Here is a 23600-nt window from a genome sequence, read left to right as displayed (position 1 = left end):
TCCCCCGTCCTGAATGCCGGCCTGGTGGCCGTGCCTTGCTGGTTGTGATTGTGCGCGGGCTGCGCGCGTGCCTTTTTTGTTGCGCTTACCGTTCCCGGAACGCCAGCTCCCGGGTCTTGATGATGGGCTTGAGCAGGTAGTGGAGCACCGTCTTCTGGCCAGTCAGCACATCGACCGTGGCCACCATGCCGGGCAGGATGGGCACCTGCACGGCGCTGCCGCCGGGCCGGTTGTCGCGAGTGCGCACGCGTACCAGGTAGTAGCTCTCCGGCCGCTCGCCCGGGCGTTCCGGCGTCAGCGTATCGGCGCTGATATGTTCGACCGTGCCGGGAAAACCGCCATAGATCGAGAAGTCATAGGCCGACAGCTTGACCACCGCCGGCTGCCCCGGGCGCAGGAAGGCGATATCGGCCGGGCGCACGCGCGCTTCCACCAGCAGCGTGTCTTCCAGCGGCACGATTTCCACCAGGTCCATGCCGGGCTGCACCACCCCACCGACGGTATTGACCTTGAGTTGCTTGACGATGCCGGCGAGCGGCGCGCGCACCAGGGTGCGATCGACACGGTCCTGCAGCGCGGTGTTGGTGGCGCTCTGCGCCGCCTGCTCGGCCTTGGCCTGGTTCAGTTCGCGCATGGCCTCCGCGCGGAAATGCGTGGCCGTCTCGTCCAGCTTCTGCTGGCTCTCGCGCAAGGCCGCTTCCAGGCGTGGCATGGCCAGCCGCGTGGCGTCGAGCTCGCCCTTCAGGTCGTTGGTCTGCCGCTCCAGCCGCAGCACGTCGACGTCGGACACGACGCCCTGCGCCACCATTGGCCGCATCATCGCCAGCTCCTGCGCCACCAGGCGATGGCTCTGCCGCAGCTGCTGCTCGCGCGAGCGCTTCTCGGTCAGTTCCTGGCGGCGCTGCTCGGACTGCTGGCGCAACACTGACAGATTGGCTTCGAGCGCGCGCTTGCGTGATTCGAACAGCGCGTGTTCCTCGGCCAGGAACCGGCGGTTGTCTGCATCGCCGGCCGCGCTGGCGACGAACGCCGTGCCGGCAGACTCGGCACTCAGGCGCGCAATACGCGCCACCAGCGCATCGTCCCTGGTGCGGCCTTCCTGGTACGAGGCGGTAAAGCGGGTATCGTCGATACGCATCAGCGCCTGGTCCTTGTTCACGACCTGCCCCGGGCGCACCATGATCTCGGCGACGATGCCGCCTTCGAGGTTCTGCACCACCTGCACCTGGCTGGACGGGATCACCTTGCCCTCGCCCACCGTCACTTCATCCACGCGCGCCAGCGCGGCCCATGCCAGCGCCACCAACACGAACAGCAGCGTGCACAACAGGATCCAGTGCGTGAACCAGCGCGGCCCCGCCACCGCTGCGGCCTCGCGCTCGCCCATGAACACGGTGTCATCCGCGTGCGGCCGCAGCGCTGCGGCCAGGCGGCGCAGGCGATTCCGGGTCTCATGCAGACGCGACATGGAGCTTCCTTCCTGCAAGCGCGTTCAGCACATCGGCCTTCGGCCCGTCGGCGACAATGCGGCCCTGGTCCATTACGATCAGGCGGTCGACCAGGCTCAGCAGCGAGCCCCGGTGCGTCACCAGCAGCAGCGTGCGCCCACCCAGCGCCGCGGACAACCGCGACTTGAACTGCTCCTCGGTGCGGTTGTCCATCGCGCTGCTGGGTTCATCCAGCAGCAGCACCGGCGGTTGCAGCAAGTCGGCGCGGGCGATCGCGATCGCCTGGCGCTGCCCGCCCGACAGCCCTTCGCCGCGCTCGCCAAGCCGCAGGTCATAGCCATCCGGCAGGCGATCGATAAAGTCGCTGACGCCACCCAGCCGCGCCGCGCGCAGCACCGCCTCATCGTCGGCATACGGTGCGCCCATCACGATGTTCTCGCGCACGGTGCCGCTGAACAGCATCACCTCCTGCGGCACATAGCCGATATCGCGCCGCAGCGCCGCGGGGTCTAGCTGGCGCACATCCGCGCCATCGACCAGCACCGAGCCAGTCTCCGGTGCGTAAAGGCCCAGGATGAGCTTCTCGATGGTGGTCTTGCCCGAGCCGATGCGGCCGATCAGGCCAACGCGCTCGCCGCTGGCAATGCGGAAGGACACGTCGTCCAGGACGGCGCCGTCGCGGCCCGGATAGCGAAAGCTCACCTGCCGGAATTCGATCTCGCCCCGCAACGGCGGACGGTGCACGAAATGCCTGCCGGGCGGGCGCTCGACTGGCAATGCCATCATCCGGTCAATGCCGGCCAGCGCGGTGCGTGCCTGGTGGTAGCGCGTGGTCAGCCCTGCCATCTGCGACAGCGGCGCCAGCGCGCGCCCGGCCAGGATGGTGCAGGCAATCAGGCCGCCCATGGTGAGCCGGTCTTCGGCGATCAGGTAGACGCCGATAACCACCACCACCAGCGTGGCGGCCTGCTGTGCGAACAGCGACACGTTGATCACGCACGCTGACAGCAACCGTGCCCGCAAGCCCAGCCTTGCCATCTGCCCGACCACCTGTTCCCAGTTGCGCTGTGCGGCACCGTCGGCGCCGACCGTCTTGATGGTCTCGAGCCCGACCAGGGTTTCCACCAGCGCGGCTTGCCGCTGCGCCGCGCAGGCACTGCTGGCGCGCACCGCGCGCGACAGCGGTCCCTGCAATGCCAGGCTGACACCCAGCACCAGCGGCACCGTCAGCAGCGGCACCCAGGCAAGCGGGCCGCCGACCCAGAACATCGCGACGATGAAGACCGCGGCAAACGGCAGGTCGATCAGCGTGGTGATGGTGGCGGAGGTCAGGAAGTCGCGCACCGATTCGAACTCGTGCAGCTGGCTGCTAAGGCTGCCCGCCGACGCGGGCCGCGACTTCATCTCGATGCCCAGCACTTTGCCGAACACCGTTGCGGAGACGGTCACGTCGATGCGCCTGCCCGCCACGTCGACAAAATAGCCACGCAGCGTTCGCATCGCCAGCTCGAACAGCAGCACCAGGCCAACCCCGACAGCCAGCGCCCATAGTGTCTCCAGCGCATGGTTCGGCACCACGCGGTCGTAGACGTTCATGGTGAACAGCGGCATGGCCAGCGCGAACAGGCTCAGCAGCAGCGAGGCGACCATTACCTCGCCATAAACCGGCCAGGACTGGCGCATCACACCCCAGAACCATTCATGGGGCGCAGCCGGCGCGCCATCGTGCGCCGCCGCATCCGTGCGATGCGCGGGCCGGGCAAAGATGGCATGGCCGGAGTAGCGCGCCAGCAGTTCTTCTGCGGGCACAACCTGCTCGCCGTTCCCGCATTCGGGCAGCGCCAGCACCACGGTGCCCGCCTCGCCCCGGCGCAGCAGCACGCAGGCCTGTCCCTGGTCAAGCAGCAGGATCGCGGGCAAGACCAGGTCAGGAATCCCTTCCAGCTTGCGCCGCACCAGCCGCGCCGACATGCCGGCCCTGGCCGCCGCCCGCGCGAACAGCGCCGGGGTCAGGCGATGCGAGGCAAGCGGCAGGCCGGCAAGCAGCGCCTCTGCTGACGCCGGCTGGTGGAAGTGGCGGGCCAGCCAGAGCAGGCAATCCAGCAACGGATCGTCCGGACGCGCCTCGCGGCATGCCGGGTCCGGCAGGTTCCAGCCGGTATCCCCGGCCTCCCGGGCAGGGATGGCGGCAGCATGCATGGCCATTGCCCTCGCGCTTCAGCGTGCGCGCGCGCCACGCCGCCGCGGCGCGGCATGGCATGCCGCCAGCAGCCTGGCGCGGCCTGCCGCCGCCTCACGCCATGCACGCCGTGCACAAGGCGTGCGTCGATTGCATCCATCCATGTTTTCCCCGGTCCCATTTGTTATGACGTTTTTTGCAAGCGTATGCGGCGGAGGTCTGTGCGCCCATCCTGCAAATGGCGCAACCGGGCCATCGGAGACGCTCGAAGCAATCATCCGTATGGCGTTTCATACATGCAACATCCGGGAAAGAGCGCCAAGAATCAGGGACCGCGCGGGCCACCAAATATCAAGGCATGATGTATTCGCGCCACGCCCTACTTAAGTGGTGTATATCCCTCGGGCGGGCACATAAGACAATACAAAGACAATATAAGACAGTGATAGTGCGCCAGCCCGCTCTGGCAGGGTGCGCTTGTTTTTCTTGTCACAACTACGGCGGGGTCATCCAGATGCCTACGCGAATCTTTCGCGTTGTTCCGGCAGTTCAAGGCTGGGCCCTTGAAATTGAAGGTCTTGCGGAAAAGCCCCTGCTTTATACCTCTCTTGAAGCTGCGATAACCGCGGGATGGCGCCGGGCGAAGCATGATAACGCCGAGCTTCACATCCACCGCCAGGATGGAACCGTCCGCCTGCTGACCGCTCTCGCAGCCGATTCAGGCGGCAACAAGGAGTGAAGGCTTTCTGGCAGGCTGCACCGCGGATAATCCGGCGTGTGACGCCATCTTCACCAGGTGTAGGACGCCGCCCGATAGCTACGCGATTGCCGCTGATCTATCACAAAGGCATGAGCACAGGCTTCCGCATGGAGATCATCATGCAACCCGGATTAGAGGCGCGATGCATAGAGCAGGATCTGCAAGACCTGGACGACACGGATCTGGCCATCCTGCGGGCCGAGAAACGTATCGCCGCGCAGGAGCTACGGATCGCTCAGTTGAACCGGGATGGTATCGATAGCGCCAGTGCGCAGGCAATGCTGACCAACATGCGTGAAGGTCTCAAGGAACTCATCATGCACCGTGCGCTAATCGTGCATGGCATCACCTATCGCGAACCCTAGGCAAACCCGGCACGGCCTATGGCACCTCCTCAACCGCAGCAGCGGAATCCGACGAAGAGGTCGCTGCGGTGCGGCAGGTAGAAGTTGCGGTAGCGGGGATGCTTCATGCGTGCATGGGTAGCGAACGATCCGCCGCGAACCGAGCGATGCGTGTGAAACCAGGGGGCGGAATATTCCTGGTACGGGTCGGGCGAGAATCCTGCGTAGGGTACGAACGGATCAGCCGTCCATTCCCACACGGCCCTCCCCCAGCGGATCAGGTCATGCGTTGCCGCATACTCCCATTCCGCTTCCGTGGGCAAGCGCTTGCCGGCCCAGCGGCAATAGGCTTCCGCCTCGTAGGCATTGATATGACACACGGGCTGTTCGGGCGGCAGCGGCACCCATTGCCCGAACCAGCGCAACGCCCATTGCCCGGGGGGGCCGCCGGCTGGCCGGCGCCAGCGACCCGGATGCGCCAGCCCGCCCTGCTGCAGCCATGCGCGTCCGTCGCCGGACCACCACTGCGGATCGCGGTAGCCGCCGGCGGCCACGAAGTCCGCAAACTCGGCATTGCTGACACAAGTGCGATCGATGCGGAAAGGGGCGAGGTGGACGGGGTGGGCCCACTTCTCGTTGTCGAAGACAAAGCCGTCGCCCCCTGCGGGCGCCCCCATCAGGAACGTGCCGCCGCCTGCGGCTGCCGAGCCGGCGCCTGGCGCAATGGAAGGCATGCCAAGCGGGGCATGCAGCGGATAATCGAGCGTCTGGCGCATATAGGTCAACGCCTCCGCGTGCATGTCTTCGTGGAACAAGGCGAGCCGGAAAAAATAGAGCGCCTGGTCGGTATCATCCGCCACGGCGAGGCTGGCCCGGACACGCTCCAGCACCGCCGCCACGTAGCCGCGTACTTCCCGCAGCGGGGGCAAGGCGAGCTTCCAGCGATCCGTGTGAGGAACGAGCGAGGAATCGAAGAAGCGGTCGGCATTATCGAGCATCGACGGCAGGCTCGCGACCAGGCGGCCGCCCGCGCCCGGACGCGGATCCCGCAGCACCCAGTGCTCGGTGAACCACGCGACATGCGCGTATTCCCACAAGGGTGGATTGATCCCCGGGTCGTAGCGAACCTGCCACTGGGACGGCGACAGATCCTGCAGGATGGCCCAGGTGCGCCGATGCGCATCGGTAAAAGCCGCATCGAGCCCGAATTTGTTTATCCTTCTGGCTGCACCCCCTTCAGAGCCGATCGTCATGCGTCCTCCCAAGGCCACTGTCGCGATTATCAGCCCGGCACTCCGCAAAGCCAATAACGGCAACTGGCAGACCGCACATCGCTGGTCGCACTTCCTGCAGGCAGATTACGGTGTGACCGTGGCCGCGGAGTGGCCGCCGGGCCACTCAGGCGGTGCGGTCCCGGCGTGCCTGATCGCGCTGCACGCCCGGCGCTCGGCAGATTCCATCGCCAGGTTTGCCGAAGCCTGCCCCGGCCGTCCACTGGTGGTGGTGCTGACCGGGACGGACCTGTACCGCGATATCCGCAGCGACGCATCCGCCCGGCGCTCCCTGGAGCTTGCCACCCACCTGGTGGTGCTGCAGGACGAAGGGCCCGCCGAACTGGCCCCCGGGCATCGTGCCAAGTGCCGGGTCATCTACCAGTCCGCCCCGGCAATCGTGCCGGCAGCGACCAGCCACGATGCGTTTGACGTCGTCCTGGTGGGTCATATGCGGGCGGAAAAAGACCCGGCGACGCCCATGCTGGCCGTGATGCTGCTTGCTGAGGATTCGCGCGTGCGCCTGACCCATATCGGCGCCGCCCTGGACGAGAGCTACCGGGAGTCAGCCGAGGCGCTGCAAGCGCAGCGCTGGCCAGGGCTCCAGCGCTATGTCTGGCTGGCAAACCTGCCTCACACCGAGACGCGGCTGCGCATCGGCCAGGCGCAGGCGCTGGTCGTATCGAGCGTGATAGAAGGCGGCGCCAACGTGATCATCGAAGCCGTTACCAGTGGCGTACCGGTGCTCGCCAGCCGCATCCCCGGCAACATCGGCATGCTGGGCCGCGACTACGAGGGCTATTTCCCGCCGGGCAATGCCGCGCATCTGGCGGAGCTGCTGGAACGCGCCAGCCGCGACGCCGCCTTCCTGGCGCGCCTGCGGCAGCAATGCGCACAGCGGGCGCCGCTGTTCGCACCGGAGCGCGAACGCGCCGAAGTCATTGGGCTTGTCGCCGAAGCCCTGAAGCCGGATTAACCTAGCCGGATTGACCAGGAGAGGCCTTGCCCGGATTGCGGTAGCATAGGCGCCCCTTTGGATAGTCCATCACCATCACCGCCGTTCTTCGACCACGCCCGATCATGATCCCGACCATATTCCCGCGTATCGCGAAACGCCTTGCCGCGCTTGCCCTGTTTGGCCTTGCCGGCCTGTCCGGTGCCCAGGCGGCACAGACCGTGCTGAAGGTGTCGGCCATCCCCGACGAGGCACCGACCGAACTGCAGCGCAAGTTCGCGCCGCTCGGCAAATACCTGGAGAAGGAAACCGGCATGAAGGTGGAGTTCGTGCCAGTGACGGATTACGCCGCCGTGGTCGAGTCCCTGGCGACGGGCAAGCTCGACATGGCATGGCTGGGCGGTTTCACCTACGTGCAAAGCAAGATCCGGACGCAGGGCGCCACCATCCCCATCGTCCAGCGACAGGAAGATGCCGCGTTTACCAGCAAGTTCATCACGGCCGACAGCAGTATCAAGACCCTGGCCGACCTCAAGGGCAAGACCTTCGCCTTCGGCTCGCCGTCCTCGACTTCCGGACACCTGATGCCGCGCAGTTTCCTGCAGCAGGCCGGCATCGATCCGGACCGGGACTTCAAGACTGTCGCCTACTCGGGCGCCCATGATGCAACGGTCGCCTTCGTCCAGGCCGGCAAGGCCGACGCCGGCGTGCTCAACGCCTCGGTCTGGGACAAGCTGGTGGAGCAGCACAAGGTGGACCCCGGCAAGGTCCGGGTGTTTGCCGTCACGCCGCCCTACTTCGACTACAACTGGACCGTGCGCGGCGGGCTCGACCCGGCCTTGGCCAAGAAGCTGACCGAAGCGTTCCTGCGCCTTGACCCGGCCAATCCCGAGCACAGGGAGATCATGGCACTGCAAAGGACCGTCAAGTACATCCCCACCCGGCCGGAGAACTACGCCGGCATCGAGGCCGCGGCCCGCGCCGCGGGCCTGGTCAAGTGAGTTTCAGTCTCGACGCAGCCAGCGTCACCTACCCCAACGGGCAGCGCGCGCTGAGCCGGATCGCCTTGTCGGCGGGCAGCGGCGAGCGCATCGCCGTCATCGGTCCCTCGGGCGCCGGCAAGACCTCGCTGCTGCGCCTGCTGGCAACGTCGCTGCGGCCCGGCGAAGGCCGCGTCGAGATCCTGGGGCAAATTCCCTGGGCACTGAGCGCCGCGCGCCTGCGGCGCCTGCGCTGCCGCATCGGCATGGTGCACCAGGCACCGCCCATGCCTCCGCGCCAGCGCGTGATCACCGCCATCCTTGCCGGCCGCCTCGGTATCTGGCCCGGCTGGAAATCCATGCTCTCGCTGGTCTATCCGGCGGATATTGCCGGTGCCAGCGAACAGCTGGCGCGACTGGAGCTGGCCGACCGCCTGTTCGATCGCTGCGACCAGTTGTCGGGCGGCCAGTTGCAGCGTGTCGGGGTGGCCCGCGTGCTCTACCAGCGCCCGGAACTGATCCTGGCCGACGAGCCGGTCTCGGCGATGGATCCCGTGCTTGCCAACCTGACCCTGGGCGAGTTGCGCAAGGAAGCCGATACGCGTGCGGTGACGCTGGTCGCCAGCCTGCACGCGGTAGATCTGGCGCTGCGCTGGTTTCCCCGCATCATCGGCCTGAAGTCGGGCGAGATCGCCTTCGACCTGCCGGCCGGGCACGTCACTGACGCCCTGCTGCGCGAACTCTACGCCTCCGAGAGCGAATCGCCACCCGTGCAGGGCAGCCGGTCCGTGGCCATCGCCGCCACTGCCGGCAGCGTTGACCCACGCAGGGCGGCATGCCGATGACCACGCATCCACGCGACCCGCAGGCGCTGCGGCGGGCCAGCGGCCTGCTGCTGGCGCTGCTGCTGCTCTGGCCCCTGCTGCGGCTGTCCCGGTTCAGCCCGTCGGCGCTGTTCGACGCGGCAAACCTCAAGGTGATGGGCGGCTTCCTGCGCAACTTCCTGCCCCCCGAGGTCTCGGTCGAATTTCTTGGCTACGTGGCCAAGGCAACGCTGGAAACGCTGGCTATCGCGACCGCAGGCGTCGCGCTGGCCTTTGTCATTGCTGCGCCACTGGCTGTGGCAATGTCCAGGAGCCTTTCCATCTCGCGTATCGGCCCGGGCCCGGGAAAGCGGGTGCGGGCAGCGTTGCGCACCGCCGTGCGGGCGCTGGTGCTGCTGCTGCGTGGCGTACCGGAGCTGGTCTGGGCGCTGGTCTTCGTGCGCGCCCTGGGCCTTGGCGCGGCGGCGGGCGTGCTGGCGCTGGCGGTCACCTATGGCGGCATGCTGGCGAAGGTCTATGCGGAAATCCTCGAATCGAGCGACCAGCGCGCGGCGCAGGCCCTGCTCACCGGCGGCAGCGGGCGCCTGGCGGCGCTGTCCTACGGATTGCTGCCGAATGCCGCGCAGGAGCTGGTCTCGTACACGGTGTATCGCTGGGAATGCGCCATCCGGGCGTCGGTGGTGATGGGCTTCGTCGGCGCCGGCGGGCTTGGCCAGCTGATGGACCAGGCCATGAAGCTGCTCAACGGCGGCGAAGCCGCGACCATCCTGCTTGTATTCCTGCTGCTGGTCCTGCTGGCCGACGCGCTCAGCGCCCGGCTGCGCAAGATGCTGGAATGAACCATGGCGACGAACACGCCCACGGCCGCCCAACTCTGCCTGAAGTGCCTGCTTACGCTGCTCGCCGTGGCCATAGCGGTTGCGGCAAGTTTCGCCTGGCTCTCGCTTGACCTGGGCCAGCTCATTTCCCGGGACGCTGCAGCCGGGATGCTGCGCTTCCTGCTGACGTTCTTCCCGCCGGAGCTGTCGCCGGCGTTTCTTGCCAGAACCGGTGTCAGCATGCTCGAAACGCTCGCGATTTCCGCCGTGGGCACGCTGTGTGCGGCGGTGCTGGGTTTTGGCCTGGCACTACCGGCTTCCGGGCTCTACGGCGATGCGCTGCGCACCTTGTCACGCTTGCTGCTGAACCTGCTGCGCTCGATTCCCGAGCTGGTATGGGCTGGCCTGACCGTGCTCGCGGTCGGCCTTGGACCGTTTGCCGGCACCCTTGCCCTGGCACTGCACACGGCGGGCGTGCTCGGCCGCCTCTTCGCCGAGGCGCTGGAGAATGCGCCGCGCACACCCGCCCGCGCGCTGGCGGAAAAAGGCGCCCCCGCCGCACTGGTCTTCATGTATGGGACGCTGCCCTGCGTATGGCCCCAGTTCCTGTCCTACACCCTGTACCGCTGGGAAACCAATATCCGCGCGGCGGCGATCCTTGGCTTTGTCGGCGCCGGCGGGCTTGGGCAGATGCTGTATTTCGAGCTGTCCCTGTTCCATATGCCCCAGGCTTGCACGGTGATCATCGCCATGCTTGTCCTGGCGGCCATGGTCGACACGGCCAGCGCGATCATGAGGGTTGACCGGCCATCCTGAAATTACGAGGTTACGGGGCAATCCCTTCTAGCGCGACAATCCTTGTCGTCGCACATTTTTGACGGATCGCCTTAAGACGAGCGTACTCTGGTGACTCATACCAGGCCATCAAGGAGTCCATGCTCGGGAACTCGACGATGACGAGACGATGTGGCTGCCAGTCGCCTTCGAGAACTTTGGTCAGACCACCACGGCCCAAATATTTTCCGCCGTAGCGGAACTCAGTGGCAGGTACTTCTCGCTTGTACTCTTCGAAAATGGCAGGGTCCGTTAGCAGTAATATGAGCATTCCGCCCTTCAATTGGAAATACCGCGATGCAAGTACTGGTTGACGCAGACGCCTGCCCGGTTGTCGTCAAGGAAATGTTGTATCGGGCCGCGCAGCGTGTCGGAGTGTGCGTCACGCTGGTGGCGAACAAGTATATGCGCACGCCGCCTTCCCGCTTTATCAAGGCACTGCAAGTGCCGGCGGGCTTCGACGCCGCCGATGACCGTATCGTCGAATTGGTCAGCAACGGTGACCTCGTGATTACGGCGGACATACCCCTTGCCGCCGCTGCCCTCGGCAAGGGCGCTTTCGTGCTCGACCCACGAGGAATCTGGTTTAGCCGAGAGAATATCCAGGAGCGCCTGACGATGCGCGAGGTGATGGACCAGCTCCGCGGCTCGGGCGTCGATACCGGCGGTCCGGCACCGTACGCCTCACAGGATAGCAAGGCGTTCGCTGGCCAATTGGACCGATTCCTGGCACGCCATGCGCCGCCAGGTGCGGTCGCCTGAAGCGTGCTACCCACAGCAACGCAATAGTGGACCGGCTCTGATAAACGTGGCTCCCGCCAGTCGCTTGCCGGCCATCTACGGGCGTTGGCTTATGCCGTGACGCCGACGTTCAAGCGTCAGTTCCACCCAGCTATCGGACGCCGGTGCGGAAGCGCACATATTGTGGCGAAACTTTTCCATACCGTCTTCAACGTTGAAAGCGCGCATCGCGGCAATGCACCGGAGACGATTTTGGCATCACTACTTTATGGTGCCGGTTGGGCCGGCGGGCTGGTGTTGGCGGTCGCAATATTCACAAGTATCCTGATCGCCCTGGAGCTCGGCCGGCTGGTGTGGCAATGGCAGGTTGCCTCCGGTCGCGAACCGGAGACAACGGGCGTCAGCGCGGTCGCAAGCGCGATATTCGCACTGCTTGGGCTATTGATCGCCTTCACCTTTTCCGGCGCGGCAAGCCGCTTTGATATGCGGCGTACGCTGATCGTCCAGGAAGCCAACGATATCGGCACTGCTTACCTGCGTCTGGATCTGCTGCCGCAACCAGCACGTGGTGAGTTGCAGGAGATACTCCGGCAATATCTCGATACCCGGCTTGGCGCCTATCGAGCCGTCCCTGACCGCAAACGCGTCGAGGCTTTCTTGGTACGTTCGGACGTACTGCGTGAACACCTCTGGACAAGATCCGTAACGGAGTCCCAGCGATCCGCTAGTACGGCGGCCACCATGCTTCTGTTACCAGCGCTCAATGCAGCATTCGACACGGCATCGACCCGACTCGCCGCAACAAAGGAACATCCGCCCGGCGTCATCTTCGGCATGCTTTTCGCGCTTTGCTGGGTTGGGGCATTGTTTGCGGGCTATGGCATGGCCAGCCGCAGTCCTCGAAACTGGTTGCATGCGCTTTTCTTCGTGGCCTCGCTGACGGTGACACTCTATGTCATCGTCGACTTGGAGTTTCCGCGGTTAGGCCTGATCCGCGTTGACGTTTTCGATGAGGTGTTGCAGGAAGTCCGCAATGGAATGCGATGAACCAACAGGTGCAGCAGCGCGCCAGCGGCAAGAGACAGGTTGAGTGACGTCTGGATGCGCTCGAGAGTCCTGAGCTGACGGTACACCAAGTTAACGAGCGGAGTAAAGCAATCCACCCAGCCCCCCCGACTCCGCCGACCACGACAAATGCCAGTGGCGACGATGCGGCTTGTCAGGGCCACCCAATCGCGGCTATCGCTGTCCGGACGACGTCATCAGCCGCACTGTGCGCTGGGCAGATCCCAGAAAGTATGTGCGGAATTGAGCAGTGGCCGCTGTACTCTGAAAGTGGCCGTCGCGGCGTCTTGTGCTCGAAGGGCAGCAGTGGGTCGGGAAGCGCCTGCTGGCAAGTGGCTGGCAGAGGTCGCTTGCCGATCTCTATCTGGCCGCAGGCAGAAACGGAATCCCATTGGTGGCGCCTCCATTGATTTAAGGCGTGGCGACATCGCTGCCCCGTGAGCACTCGAGAAGGCGGTCAAGGTCATTCGCGCACCATCTGCGGACGACCGCAGTTCGGCCGACGCGGCCGTCCAAGGTCTGGGAGGTGTTTTTCATACGCTCCTGGCCACTTGGTATCCTTGTTGCTGCCAATACCCCGCCCTCGCTCAGCGGCTGCCCTCGAATTCTGCCACGATGGCCTCGATCATCGCCCGCACCCGGGCGGTGTGGCGCAGGTCCTGATGGGTGACCAACCATACCTCGTAGGGCTGCGCGCGCTCGCGTTTGGGCCAGATCCGCACCAACCCGTCGCGCTCGGCCAGGTGCACTGGCACTTCGCCGATGGCAATGCCGGCCTGGATCGTCGCGCGCAGCATCAGGCTGGAGTTGACCGCCGACACGAGCCGGCCCGCGTGGGTCGGCTCGCCCACCAGCGTCGGAAGGCGGCTGCCGCTGGTATGGGGCTGGTAGATGACGAGGTCGTGCCCGGCGAAGCCGGTGCCGACGGCCGGCTCGCCGTGCCGCTTCAGGTATGCCCTCGATGCGTAGAGTCCCACCGCCCAGCGGGCCAGCAGGCGGGCCGCCAGGTCGGGGTTCTCGGGCTTGATCGTGCGCACCGCGATATCCGCCTCGCGTCGTGCCAGGTTCATCATCTGGGTGGACGTGTTGAGCTGCACGCGCACGTCCGGGTGCTCGGCGTGCAGCCGCTCGATGGCCGGGATCAGGAACCCCAGCGCCAGCGTGTCGGTGGTGGTCACTCGCACCTCGCCTTCCAACCGGGTATCGACGCCTTGTGCCTGCCGGGCCAGCTCGTGGGCCGACTGCTCCATCTTCTCGGCGGACCTGAGCGCGTTCTCGCCCGCGTTGGTCAGCACGTATCCATCGGAGGTGCGCAGGAACAGCGTGGCGCTCAGCGCGTGTTCTAGCGCGGCGATACGCCGGCCCACGGTGGCCTGGTCCATGTTGACTACCTTGGCCGCGCGCCGCAGAGTGCCCTCGCGCTGCACGGCCAGGAATACACGGGTGTCGTCCCAGTTCATATCGGATCCTTCCGAGGAGGCGGATGAGGTGATGCAAAAATGCATTGCTGACCTGGAATATATCAGCATGACTGCATCGCCGCGCCGACCTACATTGAGGCCCTGGCACAGAAACCGGGCCGCGTATGGCTGATCTGCCCATCGGCCTCCGGCCCATCCACTAAGGACATTCCCATGAAAGCCATCGACTTCCAGGACTTCGGCGACGCCGACGTCCTGCAACTGCAAGATCTGCCCGTGCCCGAACTGCGCCCGCAGGACCTGCTGGTGCGCACTCACGCCGCCGGCGTGAACCGCGCCGACATCATCCACCGCCGCGGCGGCTATGGCCGCGCCAGCTTTGGCGATTCCACGGTGATGGGCCTGGAAATCGCCGGCGAGGTGATCGCAGCCGGCGCCGAGGTGGCTGGCTTTGCGACTGGCGACCGCGTAATGGGCATAGTGGGCGGCGGCGGCTATGCCGAGGTGGCGCGCATCGACTACCGGCAGGCCATGCACATCCCCGACCGGCTTGACTACGTGCATGCCGCCGCGATTCCCGAGGTGTTCGTCACGGCGCACGAGGCGCTGCTGCACCTGGGTCGTCTGCAGGCTGGCGACAAGGTGCTGATCCACGCGGGCGCCAGCGGCGTGGGTTCGGCCGCCGTGCAATTGGCGCATGCCACTGGCGCGCGGGTCTTCGCCACGGCCAATGGCGGCAAGCTGGCGCGCGTTCGCGGCTTCGGCGCGGACGTGCTGATCGACTACAAGGCCGAGGACTTCGGCGAGGTGGTGAGGCGCGAAACCGATGGCAACGGCCTAGACGTGATCGTTGATTTCATCGGCGGTTCCTACCTGGAGCGAAACGTTCTTTCGCTGGCCAATGGCGGCCGGCTGGTGCAGGTCGGCCTGCTTGGCGGCGCAGAGGGTGCGAATCTACCGCTGGAGCGGCTGCTTTACCGCCATCTGCAGATCATCGGCACGGTGATGAAATCGCGTACGCCGGAGGTCAAGCGGCAGATGGTAGCGCGCTTCTCGCAGCGCTGGCTACCGGGCTTTACTGAGAGCGGACTGGTGCCGGTGGTAGACAGCGTGTACCCGCTGGCCCGGGCCGCCGATGCGCACCGTCGCATGGAGTCGAACCAAAACGTGGGCAAGATAATTCTGTCGACCGGGGCATAGCGGGATCACTACGTTGCCGGCAGGCGGAAAACGACGGTGGATTCAATCCGCCCTGACCTCGCTCAGGCCGCCTGCCAGTTGGCGCTTGCCAACCGGCTCAAGCGTGGTTTCCCTGGCCTGCCCCGCCCGCAGTCGACGCGAGCGCGTGCCTATCATGCAAGCCATCGTTGCTACCAAGCTGGTCGAGCGGCAGTAGTGGGGGAGGAAGGCAATCAGGTAGCGGAGGGCCGAGGTCCCTTCCCGGCCATAAGCGGCCTTTGACCTCGACGAAGCGAGGACCGTTCTAAATCCACTTGCAGCCATTTGCCCAGGTAGCGTTTCGGGAAACCCCTACGTTGTCGATGGCCTTCAACTGAGCCTTGGTCGACCGCGGGCGTCGCGCCAGTCCCCACACTTTGCACGCCTCACGCCTTTCATGACGGCGGCCATGGGCCGGCGGCGCACAGCACCTTCCACGACCCAGGTGCACACGGCCCGGTGGGGACATTCAACTACCCGATCTGCGACCAGCCCGGAAAAGCCGGTGGGTGCGGGCCCATCCCGATCCGACCAAGACCCGTCTGGCGGTCATGGCCCTCTGCTACGAATCGAGGCGGGATGTTGCCACAGCATACGCCGCGGTATCCGCACCTCCGTTTTGCCCGAGTTGAAGCCATATACCTAGACAACGCCTTCTTGTCCGCGGAGAACCAAGCACGGCCGAGCTCTCGTCACGATTACACGGACGGCAAACTCGACGATTCTCCAAGAATCCCGATGCTCGCACTTTAACCCAACGAGTGTTGTCTTAAATCGAATTGCGAGTTATTGTTCATGCATCGCGCCGGCCAGCGTCCATCACCGAGGAATGAAGGAGACTTATCATGCTTACCACCCAATCCCAACGAGAGGCGTTTCGCGAGGACGGCGCCGTACTTATAAAGAACTGCCTCGACCCTGTGCAGCTAGCCCGGTGCTATGAGGCTTTCAAGTGGAACGTCGCCAACCCGGGCCCATATCACTTCCGCTCGCTGGACGGCACCAGCCTGCAGACCCATATCGACAACGCCAATCCGGTGGTTAAGCAAAAGCTTGACGACCTGGTCACGACGCTGCCGTTCGGAATGGTGTTCCAGGAGTTATGGGGCTCGGAGCATGTTTGGTATTTCGCCGAGGAGGTGTTCGCCAAGGAAGGCGGCAACAGCGGCCGCGGACCGTGGCATCAGGACACCGCGAACCTGCCGTGGGCCGGCCAGCATTGGGGCAACGCGTGGATTACCTTCCAGGCCATTCCAAAGAAGAATTCGCTGGAGATCATTCGCGGCTCCCACCTCGGCATCCAGTACGACGGGGCCAGCTTCGCAAATGCCGATGACCCGACCGATCCGCTGTACGGCGACGGCACCCTGCCCCGCCTGCCGCATATCGACAAGGAGCTCGCCGAAGACCCCAACTCCTGGGACGTGCTCTCCTGGGAGGTGACCCCTGGCGATGTCGTGTTCCTGCATCCACGTTCGCTTCACGGAGGAGCCGCCGTCGATGCCGCCTGCCCGACCCGCCACACGCTGGTGCTGCGCTTCTTCGGTGACGACGCCACGTTCCGCGCCCTGCCAATGTCGAACCCGCGCTATGCCCGCAACGGGCCGCTCTTCCGGGAAGAAATGGCCAGGCTCAATGAAGGCGAACCGTTCCGCTCGCCTGTCTTCCGCCAACTCGCCTGATATCGCCTTGCACGGAGCAGCAGCCATGAAACGACAAATGATCAATCCCGGCCTCACGCAGGCAAGGCACTACGACCAGCTTCACTTCTCTTCGGCGACCCGTGTCGGCGACATGATCTGGGTGTCCGGTCAGGTGGGCTTCGATCTGGTGACGGCCACGGTGGGCCAGGGAATGGAAGCGCAGGCCCGGCTGGCGTTTGAAAACCTGAAGGCGGTGCTCGAAGCCGCAGGAGCCGGCCTTGCCGACGTCGTGGAAATCATGACTTTCCACACCGACCTGCGCGGCGACATCCAGGCATTCGTGAAGGTCAAGGATGAATACCTCCCCGACCGCTATCCCTCCTGGACCGGCGTGGGCGTAAGCCAATTGGCCCGGCCCGAATTCCTGGTCGAGATACGCGCGATTGCGGTCGCCGGCTGCGGCGCCGGCTGACAGCAGAGGCCGTGCCCCGTTTGCACACCGGGGCCGCGGCACGACATCCTTAGAAAAAAGAACAGCGACAAAGCTGATGGAGACATAAACATGAAGCGTCCGAATGCGGTCGTCAGACCGGACAAGCCATCCAGCATTCTTGCGCGGCTTGACCGCCTGCCGGTAATGGCTTCCCACTACGTCTGGGCCGCGCTGCTCGCGGCCAACCTGATGCTGGAGTACTACGACAACGCCATCTTTGCCTATGCCAGTCCCACGATCAAGGCCCACACCAATCTGAGCACCGAGCAGATCGGCGTCATCAGCAGCGCGTTCTTCATCGGGATGATCATCGGGGCTCTGGTGGGAGGAAGACTGTCTGACCAATGGGGACGACGTTCGGTGCTCGTATGGACCACCGTCCTGTACTCGCTGGGAGCGTTGGCGACGGCATTCGCACCTACCTACGAGACCATACTGGCCTCCCGCGTCATCACCGGTATCGGCGTGCAGGCCGCCACATCGGTGCTGCTTGTCTATATCGCCGAAATGTTTCCCGGCAGGGCACGTGGCCGCTTCGTCTCCATAGTGACGATCGGGTTCGTGGTCTCCGGCATCGGTGCTGCCGCGCTGGCGATGTTCTATCTCCCACACGGCAGTAGTGATGCCTGGCGCAACCTGTTCCTGGGCGGCAGCGTCGGCCTGCTGATTGCGCCCCTGGCACGCTTCATCCTGCCGGAATCGGTGCGCTGGTGTGTCTCGCGCGGTCGATTCGACCGCGCCGAACGCATCGTAAGCGAGCTGGAAGCGCGCGCGCTGCGCCGCGGTCCGCTCGACGAACCCGCAATTGCCACCGTTCAACCGACCGCCGCAGCGCCCACGCTACGCGACCTCTTCAACGACAAGGCCTTGCTGCGAACCATAGCCGTGCTCACGCTCGGCTACTTTGGCGCCAGCCTGGCCTATTACCTGTTCGGCCAATGGGGCGTCTACTCGCTCGTATACAGCCTCAGGTACTCCGAGGAACATGCGTATTTCATCCAGTTCCTGTGGAACGTGATCTATGGCGCCACGCCGTTAGTCGCCATGCTGTTTCTCGACCGGTATGAACGCAAGTCCACCATCCTTGTCGTGTCCGTGCTAAGCGCACTGCCGTTGGCCGTGCTCGGCATCTCGGCCACCAGTTGGGCAGTGATCGGGGCAGGAGGACTCGCCGCCATCATCACGGGGCTCGTCGTCAACGCCTACTACACCTACATCCCGGAGACGATACCGACGCAGCTGCGCGCCCTCGGCAGCGGGATCGTGATGTCTGGCGGGCGGTTCGGCGGAGCGGCAGCCGGCGTCCTGGGCGCCGCGCTGTTCTCCGCAAGCGGCATGGCTGGCGTCATGCTAGCGGCGGCAGCCTGCTACATCGTCTTCTCCATCCCCGTCGCGCTGTTCGGCCCGCGCACGACCAACCGCTCGCTGGAAGCCGTTGCCGGCGACGAGTCGGGCGCTGCCAACGGAGCGCGCCAATGCCCGGACACGTCCATGGCCGCCTGACACGGCATTTGCGTCTAGCGCGGATTGTTCCCGCCCGCATAGATCACCAGACAAAGGAAAGCGGCAACGTGACTGAAGACTTCAAGACATATCGAACGCTGGGCGGCTGGATAGAAAGGCCGGCTGACCTGCAGCCATCGCTCGAGGGCCATACCAACGCCGATGTGGTCATCGTCGGCGCCGGCTTTGCCGGGCTATGCGCGGCGCTGGAGCTCGCCCGGCAGCGCGTGAAGGTGGTCGTGCTCGAACGCGAGTTCTGTGGCTATGGAGCGAGCAGCCGCAACGCGGGCTATCTCGCCGGCGGGCAGGGACTCAAGTACGACCGCTTCCTCAAGCGGGCAGGCCATGAGAAAGCGAAGCAGATCGTCCGCTTCTACCAGGAAGGCGTTAGCTTCGCCGAAGGCAAGTTCGCGGAGCATGGGATCGACTGCGACTACAACCGGTCGGGATTGATCCGTGCCGGCATCGACCCGTCGCAGGAAGCCAGGGTGCGCGAGGATATGCGGATTGGCGCCGAACTCGGATGCCCATCGGAGTACCTGGACCAGGCCGAGATGCGAGCACGCGGCATCCCGCCAGCGTTCCTGTTTGGCAGTTACGTGCCGACCGGCGGCACGCTCGATCCCGGCAAGTACGTCCTGGGACTGCGGCGCGCGGCCCTGCGGGCAGGCGTGACGATCCACGAAAACACGCCGTTGCTGTCCTTCACCGAAGGACCAACCGTCAGGGTGCAGACACCTCGCGGCAGCGTCAGCGCGCCGGTCATGATCCTGGCCACCAACGCCTATACGCCCCAGCTCGGCCCGCTCGCGGACAAGGTGGTGCCGTTGCGGCTTTCGGCCCTGGAGACCGAACCGCTTTCCCCTGTACAGCTGGCGGCGCTTGGATGGCACCGCCGCGAAGGCATCACAACCATGCACCGGGTCATGGAGAGCCATCGCCTGACGGCGCGCAACACGCTGGTCTTGACGACCAAGCGCCTGCGCTACCCGTTCGGCTCGCGGACGCCCGAAGTGCCCGAGCACGACCAGTATCGAGCGCTGCGGATGGCCCTGCATTACCGCTTCCCGCCCTTGAGGGGCATCGCCATCCGGCGCTGCTGGAGCGGCTACATCAGCTACGCCGACGACGGCCTGCCGGTCATAGGCCGCACAGGAGCAGACAGGAACATTTACTACGCGGCGGGATGTTCCGGTCACGGCGTCGGCACACAGGGCATGGTCGGACACATGCTGGCGGAAGACATCCAAGGCATCGGCAACCCGCTGCTTGTCATGCTGATGCAACACGCGTCACCCGCGACGCTGCCGGAACCCCTGCGCTGGCTGGCCCTCAACGGCGCCCTGAAAGTCGCAAGCGGTCTCGATGAACGTTCGAACCGCAAGGCGCGCCGGGCATGAGGCAGCGTGAGAGGCGGACTCGCAATTGCCGGGAGCATCCTTTCCCGCCCACGTATCACCTGAAACTCAAACGGAAATTCCCATGACAGATCTGTACGATGTTGCCGTGATTGGCGCTGGCTTCGCAGGCGTGACCGCTGCGCGGGACCTCAGCATGGCAGACCACTCTGTGGTACTGCTTGAAGCGCGTGACCGCATCGGCGGTCGGACTTGGTCGAGCACGGCGCTTGGCCTGGAGCTTGAACTGGGCGGCACCTACGTGCACTGGACGCAGGCGCATGTGTGGCGCGAACTCAAGCGATATGGCATCGGCCTGGCGACACCGATGCCGGTGACCAGGGCCTATTGGTACGCCGACGGCGTTGTACACGCCGGGACGTGGGAACAACTCAACCAACTGGCCACGCCGCTGGTCGCCCGCTTCTTTGCCGATGCGCGGATGCACTTTCCCCAGGTGGATGACCTGGCAGCCGCCGACGTCGGCACGATCGACAGGCAAACCATCGGCGACCGGCTTGACGCGCTTGAACTCTCGGCGCACGACCGCGACGTGCTGGTCAACGCGATGTCCATCCTGGTTTGCTCCGAACGCGAGCAAGGGCTCGCACAACTGCTGTTCTGGTGCGCGATCTGCTTCGGCAACTGGAGCGCGTTCAAGGAAATCGCCGGGCACTGGCCGATCGAGGGCGGCACCGGTCGCCTGATTGGCGCCATGAGCGCCGAATCGAAAGCCGAACTGCGCCTCTCGACGCCAGTGGCCGCTGTCGATGACAACGGGCACGAGGTCATTGTGACCACACGCGATGGACAGCGTATCCGGTCCCGGCGAGCCGTGGTGGCATTGCCGCTGAACATGCTGAGCGAGTTTTCCGTCACGCCTGCGCTGCCGCGCCCCGTGCGCGCCATGATCGAGCAAAAAAACCCGATCATGCCCAGCAAGATCTGGGTACGGGTCAAGGGCGAGATCGAGCCCTTCGTGATCTATGCACCAGCGGGCAAGCATCCCATCAACACCGCCCATGCCGAGCGGCGCGCCGATGGCGATACGCTGGTGGTGTGCTTCTGTTCCGACAGCTCGGCGCTGGACGGCAATGACCGCGAGGCAGTACAGGAGGCGCTGCGGGATTTCATTCCGGACATCGAAGTGTTGGACACGGTCTGCCAGGACTGGGCGAACGACCCGTTCTCCAAAGGAGGATGGATGCATCACCGCCCCGGCAATCTGACGCAGGCCGCGCCCTTGATGCGGCAGACCCACGGCCGCATCCATTTCGCGGGCGCGGACATAGCGCCCATCGGGGTCGGCGGCATCGACGGTGCCATCGAGACCGGCGCCAAAGCCGCCATTGACGTCGCTTGCGCCCTGCGTGGCGACCACCGGTTGTGATCCCGTGCTACGCGCGCGCCGCCCGTCCGCCGGACTTCTGCTCGCCCGGCACGGGCGCAACCAGCACCGCCAGGGCATCGATAAGCGCCCGCATTCGCTTGGGCGTGAAGCGTTTGGGTTCGATCGGGTACATCATCATCCATCCATCCCCCATGGCAACGAGCTGGTCGGTGAGGATGTCGGCCGGAATATCGTTGCGGACCGCCCCCCGTTCCTGCGCGTCCTTGACAATGGCGGCGAGCAGGCGACGATAGCGCGCGTAGCGCCTGCTGATGACTTCCGCAAACGCAGGCTCGTGTCGTCCCTGCGCCAGCAATTCCGATGTCGCCGGCCAGAACCTGGTGCTGCGGTCGGTCAGCCTGATCCAGCTTTCGAACGGCGCGAGGATGTCACCGCTTTCCCGAGCGGACTCCAGCATCGCGTCGAAACGATCGAATGCGCTTTCCATCAGCGCCACGACCAGCTCTTCCTTGTTTGCGAAGTAATAGGTCACCGCGCCGGTGGTGTAGCCCGCATGCTTCGCAACCTTGCGCAGCGATGCGTTGGCATAGCCCTCCTGTGCGATCACCGTTGATGCCGCGCGCAGCAACTCCTTGCGCTTCGCTTCGCGGTCGCCGACCGGACGACCCCGGGTTGAGACCTGCTCGATATCGTCGTCGCTTTCCATTGTCTTGTTCTGTCTCTTGAGCATTACGATCACTGGCTGCCAGCCTGGTTAGCCGCCAGATACGTGATTTTACAGAATCATCGTTATGTTTTGATTCCACGTGGCCCCTCTCCGGCTAGCTCCTCTCGGGCAAGGCCTATGCGCAGTCTGTTCCACCCAGGTAGTGTGCCGGCGTCCGCACGCCCCCACGTAGCCACACCTCTGCTCGCTCATGGTACCGCCCAGGCAGGGAATACCCGGCCTTTTTATTTAACATCACGCTCGTTATTCTAATTCACGATTTGCGCGAATCGCCGACAGATTCAGGACGAGTGCGCGGCCGATGCGCTGCATGCGGCCGCCAGGCAACTGACAAACAAGGAGATCGTTGATGGATGCATTCAGGCGCTATGCCTCTAACAAGGATGGGGCTGTGGTCACGGCGGTGCCGTGCAAACTGGCACGCGACTGGGGCAAGACGCCTGCCGTCGCACTTGCAGCATTTGGTGTCTTCGCAGGCGCGGCGCACGCCCAGTCATCCGTCACGTTGTACGGTACGCTCGACACCAACCTGGAGTTCAACACCAACTTCAAGAGCGCCGGCAGCGGCTCGGCCAATCGATACGCGCTGAACGGCGAAGGTCTGTCGGGTTCGCGTTGGGGCCTGCGCGGCGTGGAAGACCTCGGCAACGGACTGAGCAGCGTCTTCGTGCTGGAAAGCGGCATCGGCGCAGACGATGGCACCATGCAGCAAGGCGGTCGCCTGTTTGGCCGGCAGGCGTTTGTCGGCCTGCAGAGCGCCACCTACGGCAAGATCACCTTCGGTCGCCAATACACCTCTATGCTGGAGGCACTGGCCAACTTCTCGCCAGCGGCGATGTCGAGCCTGTATGAGCCCGTGATCGCCCAGATCGGACCGGTGTACCGCGAGGACAACACCGTCAAATATTCGGGCACCTTTGGTCCGGTCAGCGTCGGGGCACACTGGAGCTTTGGCACCGGCGGGAGCAGCGGCACCGTGGACCTGAGCCGCCTGGGTGGCTCGGGCGAGGTTCCGGGCCAGTTTCGCCGCGATACCGGCTTTGGCGCCCGGGCGTCCTATGCGGCGGGGCCATTCAGTGCCACCGTCACCTACGACCAGGTGAACCCGAGCATCGTCGGCAATGGCGGCTTCGCCGGTACCGGCACATTCAAAAAGGCCGCCGCAGCAGCCAGCTACGCCGTCGGTCCGGCGATCTTCATGACTGGATACCGCTGGGGCATGTCGACTGCGCCGGGGCAGACACTGACGCGCGATAACTTGTACTGGGCCGGCGTCTACCACGAGATGACGTCTGCGCTGAGCCTGACGCTGGACTACTACTACCAGACGTTCCGGTCCTCGACCTTGCCGGTGCTAAGGCCTGTCGGCAATCCGAGACAGTGGATGCTAATCGCCGACTACCGCCTCTCCAAGCGTACGGACCTGTACCTGACTACCGCTTACGCAAAGAATGCCGGCCTGTGCCTGGACACCGCTTCCATTGCGTTCAACAACGGCTATCAGCCCGCTGCTGGCAAGGACAGCATGTTCGGCGTCGCGCTGGGCATCCGCCACAACTTCTGAGCGCGACGGAAATCGTCAGACCGATGCAATCCCGATGCGGGCAGCTTCAGCAATCCGCATCGGG

General features: G+C 64.9%; 22 protein-coding genes. 16 read left to right on the top strand and 6 right to left on the bottom strand.

All coding sequences use genetic code 11. From position 1 onward, the window contains the following. Nucleotides 1–85 precede the first annotated feature (85 nt). Together AC5WJ1_RS26920 and AC5WJ1_RS26915 are read right to left on the bottom strand one after the other, a co-directional pair. A complete protein-coding gene (locus tag AC5WJ1_RS26920; protein WP_135702758.1) occupies nt 86–1468 on the bottom strand; it encodes an HlyD family type I secretion periplasmic adaptor subunit in 1383 nt (460 codons plus the stop codon). Then, entirely contained in the window at nt 1452–3647 is a 2196-nt protein-coding gene (locus tag AC5WJ1_RS26915; RefSeq protein ID WP_195427218.1) for a type I secretion system permease/ATPase, read from the bottom strand. The genes AC5WJ1_RS26920 and AC5WJ1_RS26915 overlap by 17 nt, the downstream gene beginning before the upstream one ends. A 494-nt stretch (nt 3648–4141) precedes the next feature. On the opposite strand from AC5WJ1_RS26915, the gene AC5WJ1_RS26910 reads away from it, so the two are divergent. Beyond that, complete coding sequence (locus tag AC5WJ1_RS26910; protein ID WP_494476742.1) at nt 4142–4366, top strand: DUF2188 domain-containing protein; 225 nt, start codon at nt 4142–4144, stop codon at nt 4364–4366. Between the two features lie 86 nt (nt 4367–4452). Continuing rightward, nucleotides 4453–4752 carry a hypothetical protein gene (locus AC5WJ1_RS26905; protein ID WP_255519655.1) on the top strand — a complete coding sequence of 100 codons (300 nt, stop codon included), beginning with the start codon at nt 4453–4455 and terminating at the stop codon, nt 4750–4752. Between the two features lie 29 nt (nt 4753–4781). On the opposite strand, the gene senA is transcribed toward AC5WJ1_RS26905, so the two are convergent. Then, the gene (gene senA / locus AC5WJ1_RS26900; RefSeq protein WP_135702761.1) at nt 4782–5984 is read right to left on the bottom strand and encodes a selenoneine synthase SenA; all 1203 of its coding nucleotides are present in this window, start codon (nt 5982–5984) and stop codon (nt 4782–4784) included. On the opposite strand from senA, the gene senB reads away from it, so the two are divergent. The 5 genes from senB (at nt 5983) to phnE (ending at nt 10395) form a co-directional block, all read left to right on the top strand. After that, the gene (gene senB / locus AC5WJ1_RS26895; RefSeq protein ID WP_195427220.1) at nt 5983–6978 is read left to right on the top strand and encodes a selenoneine biosynthesis selenosugar synthase SenB; all 996 of its coding nucleotides are present in this window, start codon (nt 5983–5985) and stop codon (nt 6976–6978) included. The genes senA and senB overlap by 2 nt on opposite strands. Before the next feature lie 104 nt (nt 6979–7082). Continuing rightward, on the top strand, nt 7083–7958 hold the full coding sequence (locus tag AC5WJ1_RS26890) for a putative selenate ABC transporter substrate-binding protein (RefSeq protein WP_135702763.1): 876 nt from the start codon (nt 7083–7085) through the stop codon (nt 7956–7958). After that, on the top strand, nt 7955–8782 hold the full coding sequence (locus tag AC5WJ1_RS26885; protein ID WP_133094584.1) for a phosphonate ABC transporter ATP-binding protein: 828 nt from the start codon (nt 7955–7957) through the stop codon (nt 8780–8782). Before AC5WJ1_RS26890 ends, AC5WJ1_RS26885 begins: the two co-directional genes overlap by 4 nt. Beyond that, nucleotides 8779–9600: a PhnE/PtxC family ABC transporter permease gene (locus tag AC5WJ1_RS26880; protein WP_135702764.1), complete on the top strand. Its 822-nt coding sequence runs from the start codon at nt 8779–8781 to the stop codon at nt 9598–9600. The genes AC5WJ1_RS26885 and AC5WJ1_RS26880 overlap by 4 nt, the downstream gene beginning before the upstream one ends. A gap of 3 nt (nt 9601–9603) precedes the next feature. Beyond that, nucleotides 9604–10395 carry a phosphonate ABC transporter, permease protein PhnE gene (gene phnE, locus AC5WJ1_RS26875; RefSeq protein WP_494476741.1) on the top strand — a complete coding sequence of 264 codons (792 nt, stop codon included), beginning with the start codon at nt 9604–9606 and terminating at the stop codon, nt 10393–10395. A gap of 10 nt (nt 10396–10405) precedes the next feature. Here the strand turns inward: phnE and AC5WJ1_RS26870 are convergent, their stop codons facing one another. Further along, the gene (locus AC5WJ1_RS26870) at nt 10406–10684 is read right to left on the bottom strand and encodes a DUF1330 domain-containing protein (protein WP_494476740.1); all 279 of its coding nucleotides are present in this window, start codon (nt 10682–10684) and stop codon (nt 10406–10408) included. Nucleotides 10685–10710: 26 nt separating this feature from the next. Here AC5WJ1_RS26870 and AC5WJ1_RS26865 point away from each other — a divergent pair, with 26 nt between their 5' ends. Then, on the top strand, nt 10711–11175 hold the full coding sequence (locus AC5WJ1_RS26865; protein ID WP_135702766.1) for a YaiI/YqxD family protein: 465 nt from the start codon (nt 10711–10713) through the stop codon (nt 11173–11175). A 96-nt stretch (nt 11176–11271) separates the two neighbouring features. Beyond that, the gene (locus AC5WJ1_RS26860) at nt 11272–12201 is read left to right on the top strand and encodes a bestrophin-like domain (protein ID WP_494476739.1); all 930 of its coding nucleotides are present in this window, start codon (nt 11272–11274) and stop codon (nt 12199–12201) included. 605 nt (nt 12202–12806) lie between these two features. Here the strand turns inward: AC5WJ1_RS26860 and AC5WJ1_RS26855 are convergent. Next, a complete protein-coding gene (locus AC5WJ1_RS26855; protein ID WP_135702767.1) occupies nt 12807–13679 on the bottom strand; it encodes a LysR family transcriptional regulator in 873 nt (290 codons plus the stop codon). Nucleotides 13680–13853: 174 nt separating this feature from the next. Between AC5WJ1_RS26855 and AC5WJ1_RS26850 the strand changes: the two genes are divergently transcribed. The 6 genes from AC5WJ1_RS26850 to AC5WJ1_RS26825 all read left to right on the top strand — a co-directional run bounded on the left by AC5WJ1_RS26850 (nt 13854) and on the right by AC5WJ1_RS26825 (nt 21284). Next, nucleotides 13854–14840 (top strand): NAD(P)H-quinone oxidoreductase, encoded by a 987-nt coding sequence (locus tag AC5WJ1_RS26850; RefSeq protein ID WP_195427223.1) that lies wholly within the window; start codon nt 13854–13856, stop codon nt 14838–14840. A gap of 863 nt (nt 14841–15703) precedes the next feature. Continuing rightward, the gene (locus AC5WJ1_RS26845; protein WP_135702769.1) at nt 15704–16540 is read left to right on the top strand and encodes a phytanoyl-CoA dioxygenase family protein; all 837 of its coding nucleotides are present in this window, start codon (nt 15704–15706) and stop codon (nt 16538–16540) included. A 25-nt stretch (nt 16541–16565) separates the two neighbouring features. Then, nucleotides 16566–16973 carry a RidA family protein gene (locus tag AC5WJ1_RS26840; protein WP_195427225.1) on the top strand — a complete coding sequence of 136 codons (408 nt, stop codon included), beginning with the start codon at nt 16566–16568 and terminating at the stop codon, nt 16971–16973. Between the two features lie 90 nt (nt 16974–17063). Continuing rightward, a complete protein-coding gene (locus AC5WJ1_RS26835) occupies nt 17064–18497 on the top strand; it encodes an MFS transporter (RefSeq protein WP_135702770.1) in 1434 nt (477 codons plus the stop codon). Between the two features lie 68 nt (nt 18498–18565). Further along, nucleotides 18566–19897 carry an NAD(P)/FAD-dependent oxidoreductase gene (locus AC5WJ1_RS26830; protein WP_434034616.1) on the top strand — a complete coding sequence of 444 codons (1332 nt, stop codon included), beginning with the start codon at nt 18566–18568 and terminating at the stop codon, nt 19895–19897. A gap of 82 nt (nt 19898–19979) precedes the next feature. Then, nucleotides 19980–21284 carry an NAD(P)/FAD-dependent oxidoreductase gene (locus AC5WJ1_RS26825; RefSeq protein ID WP_195427231.1) on the top strand — a complete coding sequence of 435 codons (1305 nt, stop codon included), beginning with the start codon at nt 19980–19982 and terminating at the stop codon, nt 21282–21284. 7 nt (nt 21285–21291) lie between these two features. On the opposite strand, the gene AC5WJ1_RS26820 is transcribed toward AC5WJ1_RS26825, so the two are convergent. After that, a complete protein-coding gene (locus AC5WJ1_RS26820) occupies nt 21292–21951 on the bottom strand; it encodes a TetR/AcrR family transcriptional regulator (RefSeq protein ID WP_135702772.1) in 660 nt (219 codons plus the stop codon). A 370-nt stretch (nt 21952–22321) separates the two neighbouring features. Here AC5WJ1_RS26820 and AC5WJ1_RS26815 point away from each other — a divergent pair, with 370 nt between their 5' ends. Further along, a complete protein-coding gene (locus AC5WJ1_RS26815) occupies nt 22322–23536 on the top strand; it encodes a porin (protein ID WP_494476984.1) in 1215 nt (404 codons plus the stop codon). Nucleotides 23537–23600 lie beyond the last annotated feature (64 nt).

It is taken from the genome of Cupriavidus sp. MEYA8, assembly GCF_059278825.1.
Note: the sequence above shows the minus strand (reverse complement) of the source record. Positions and strands in the feature narration are given on the sequence as shown.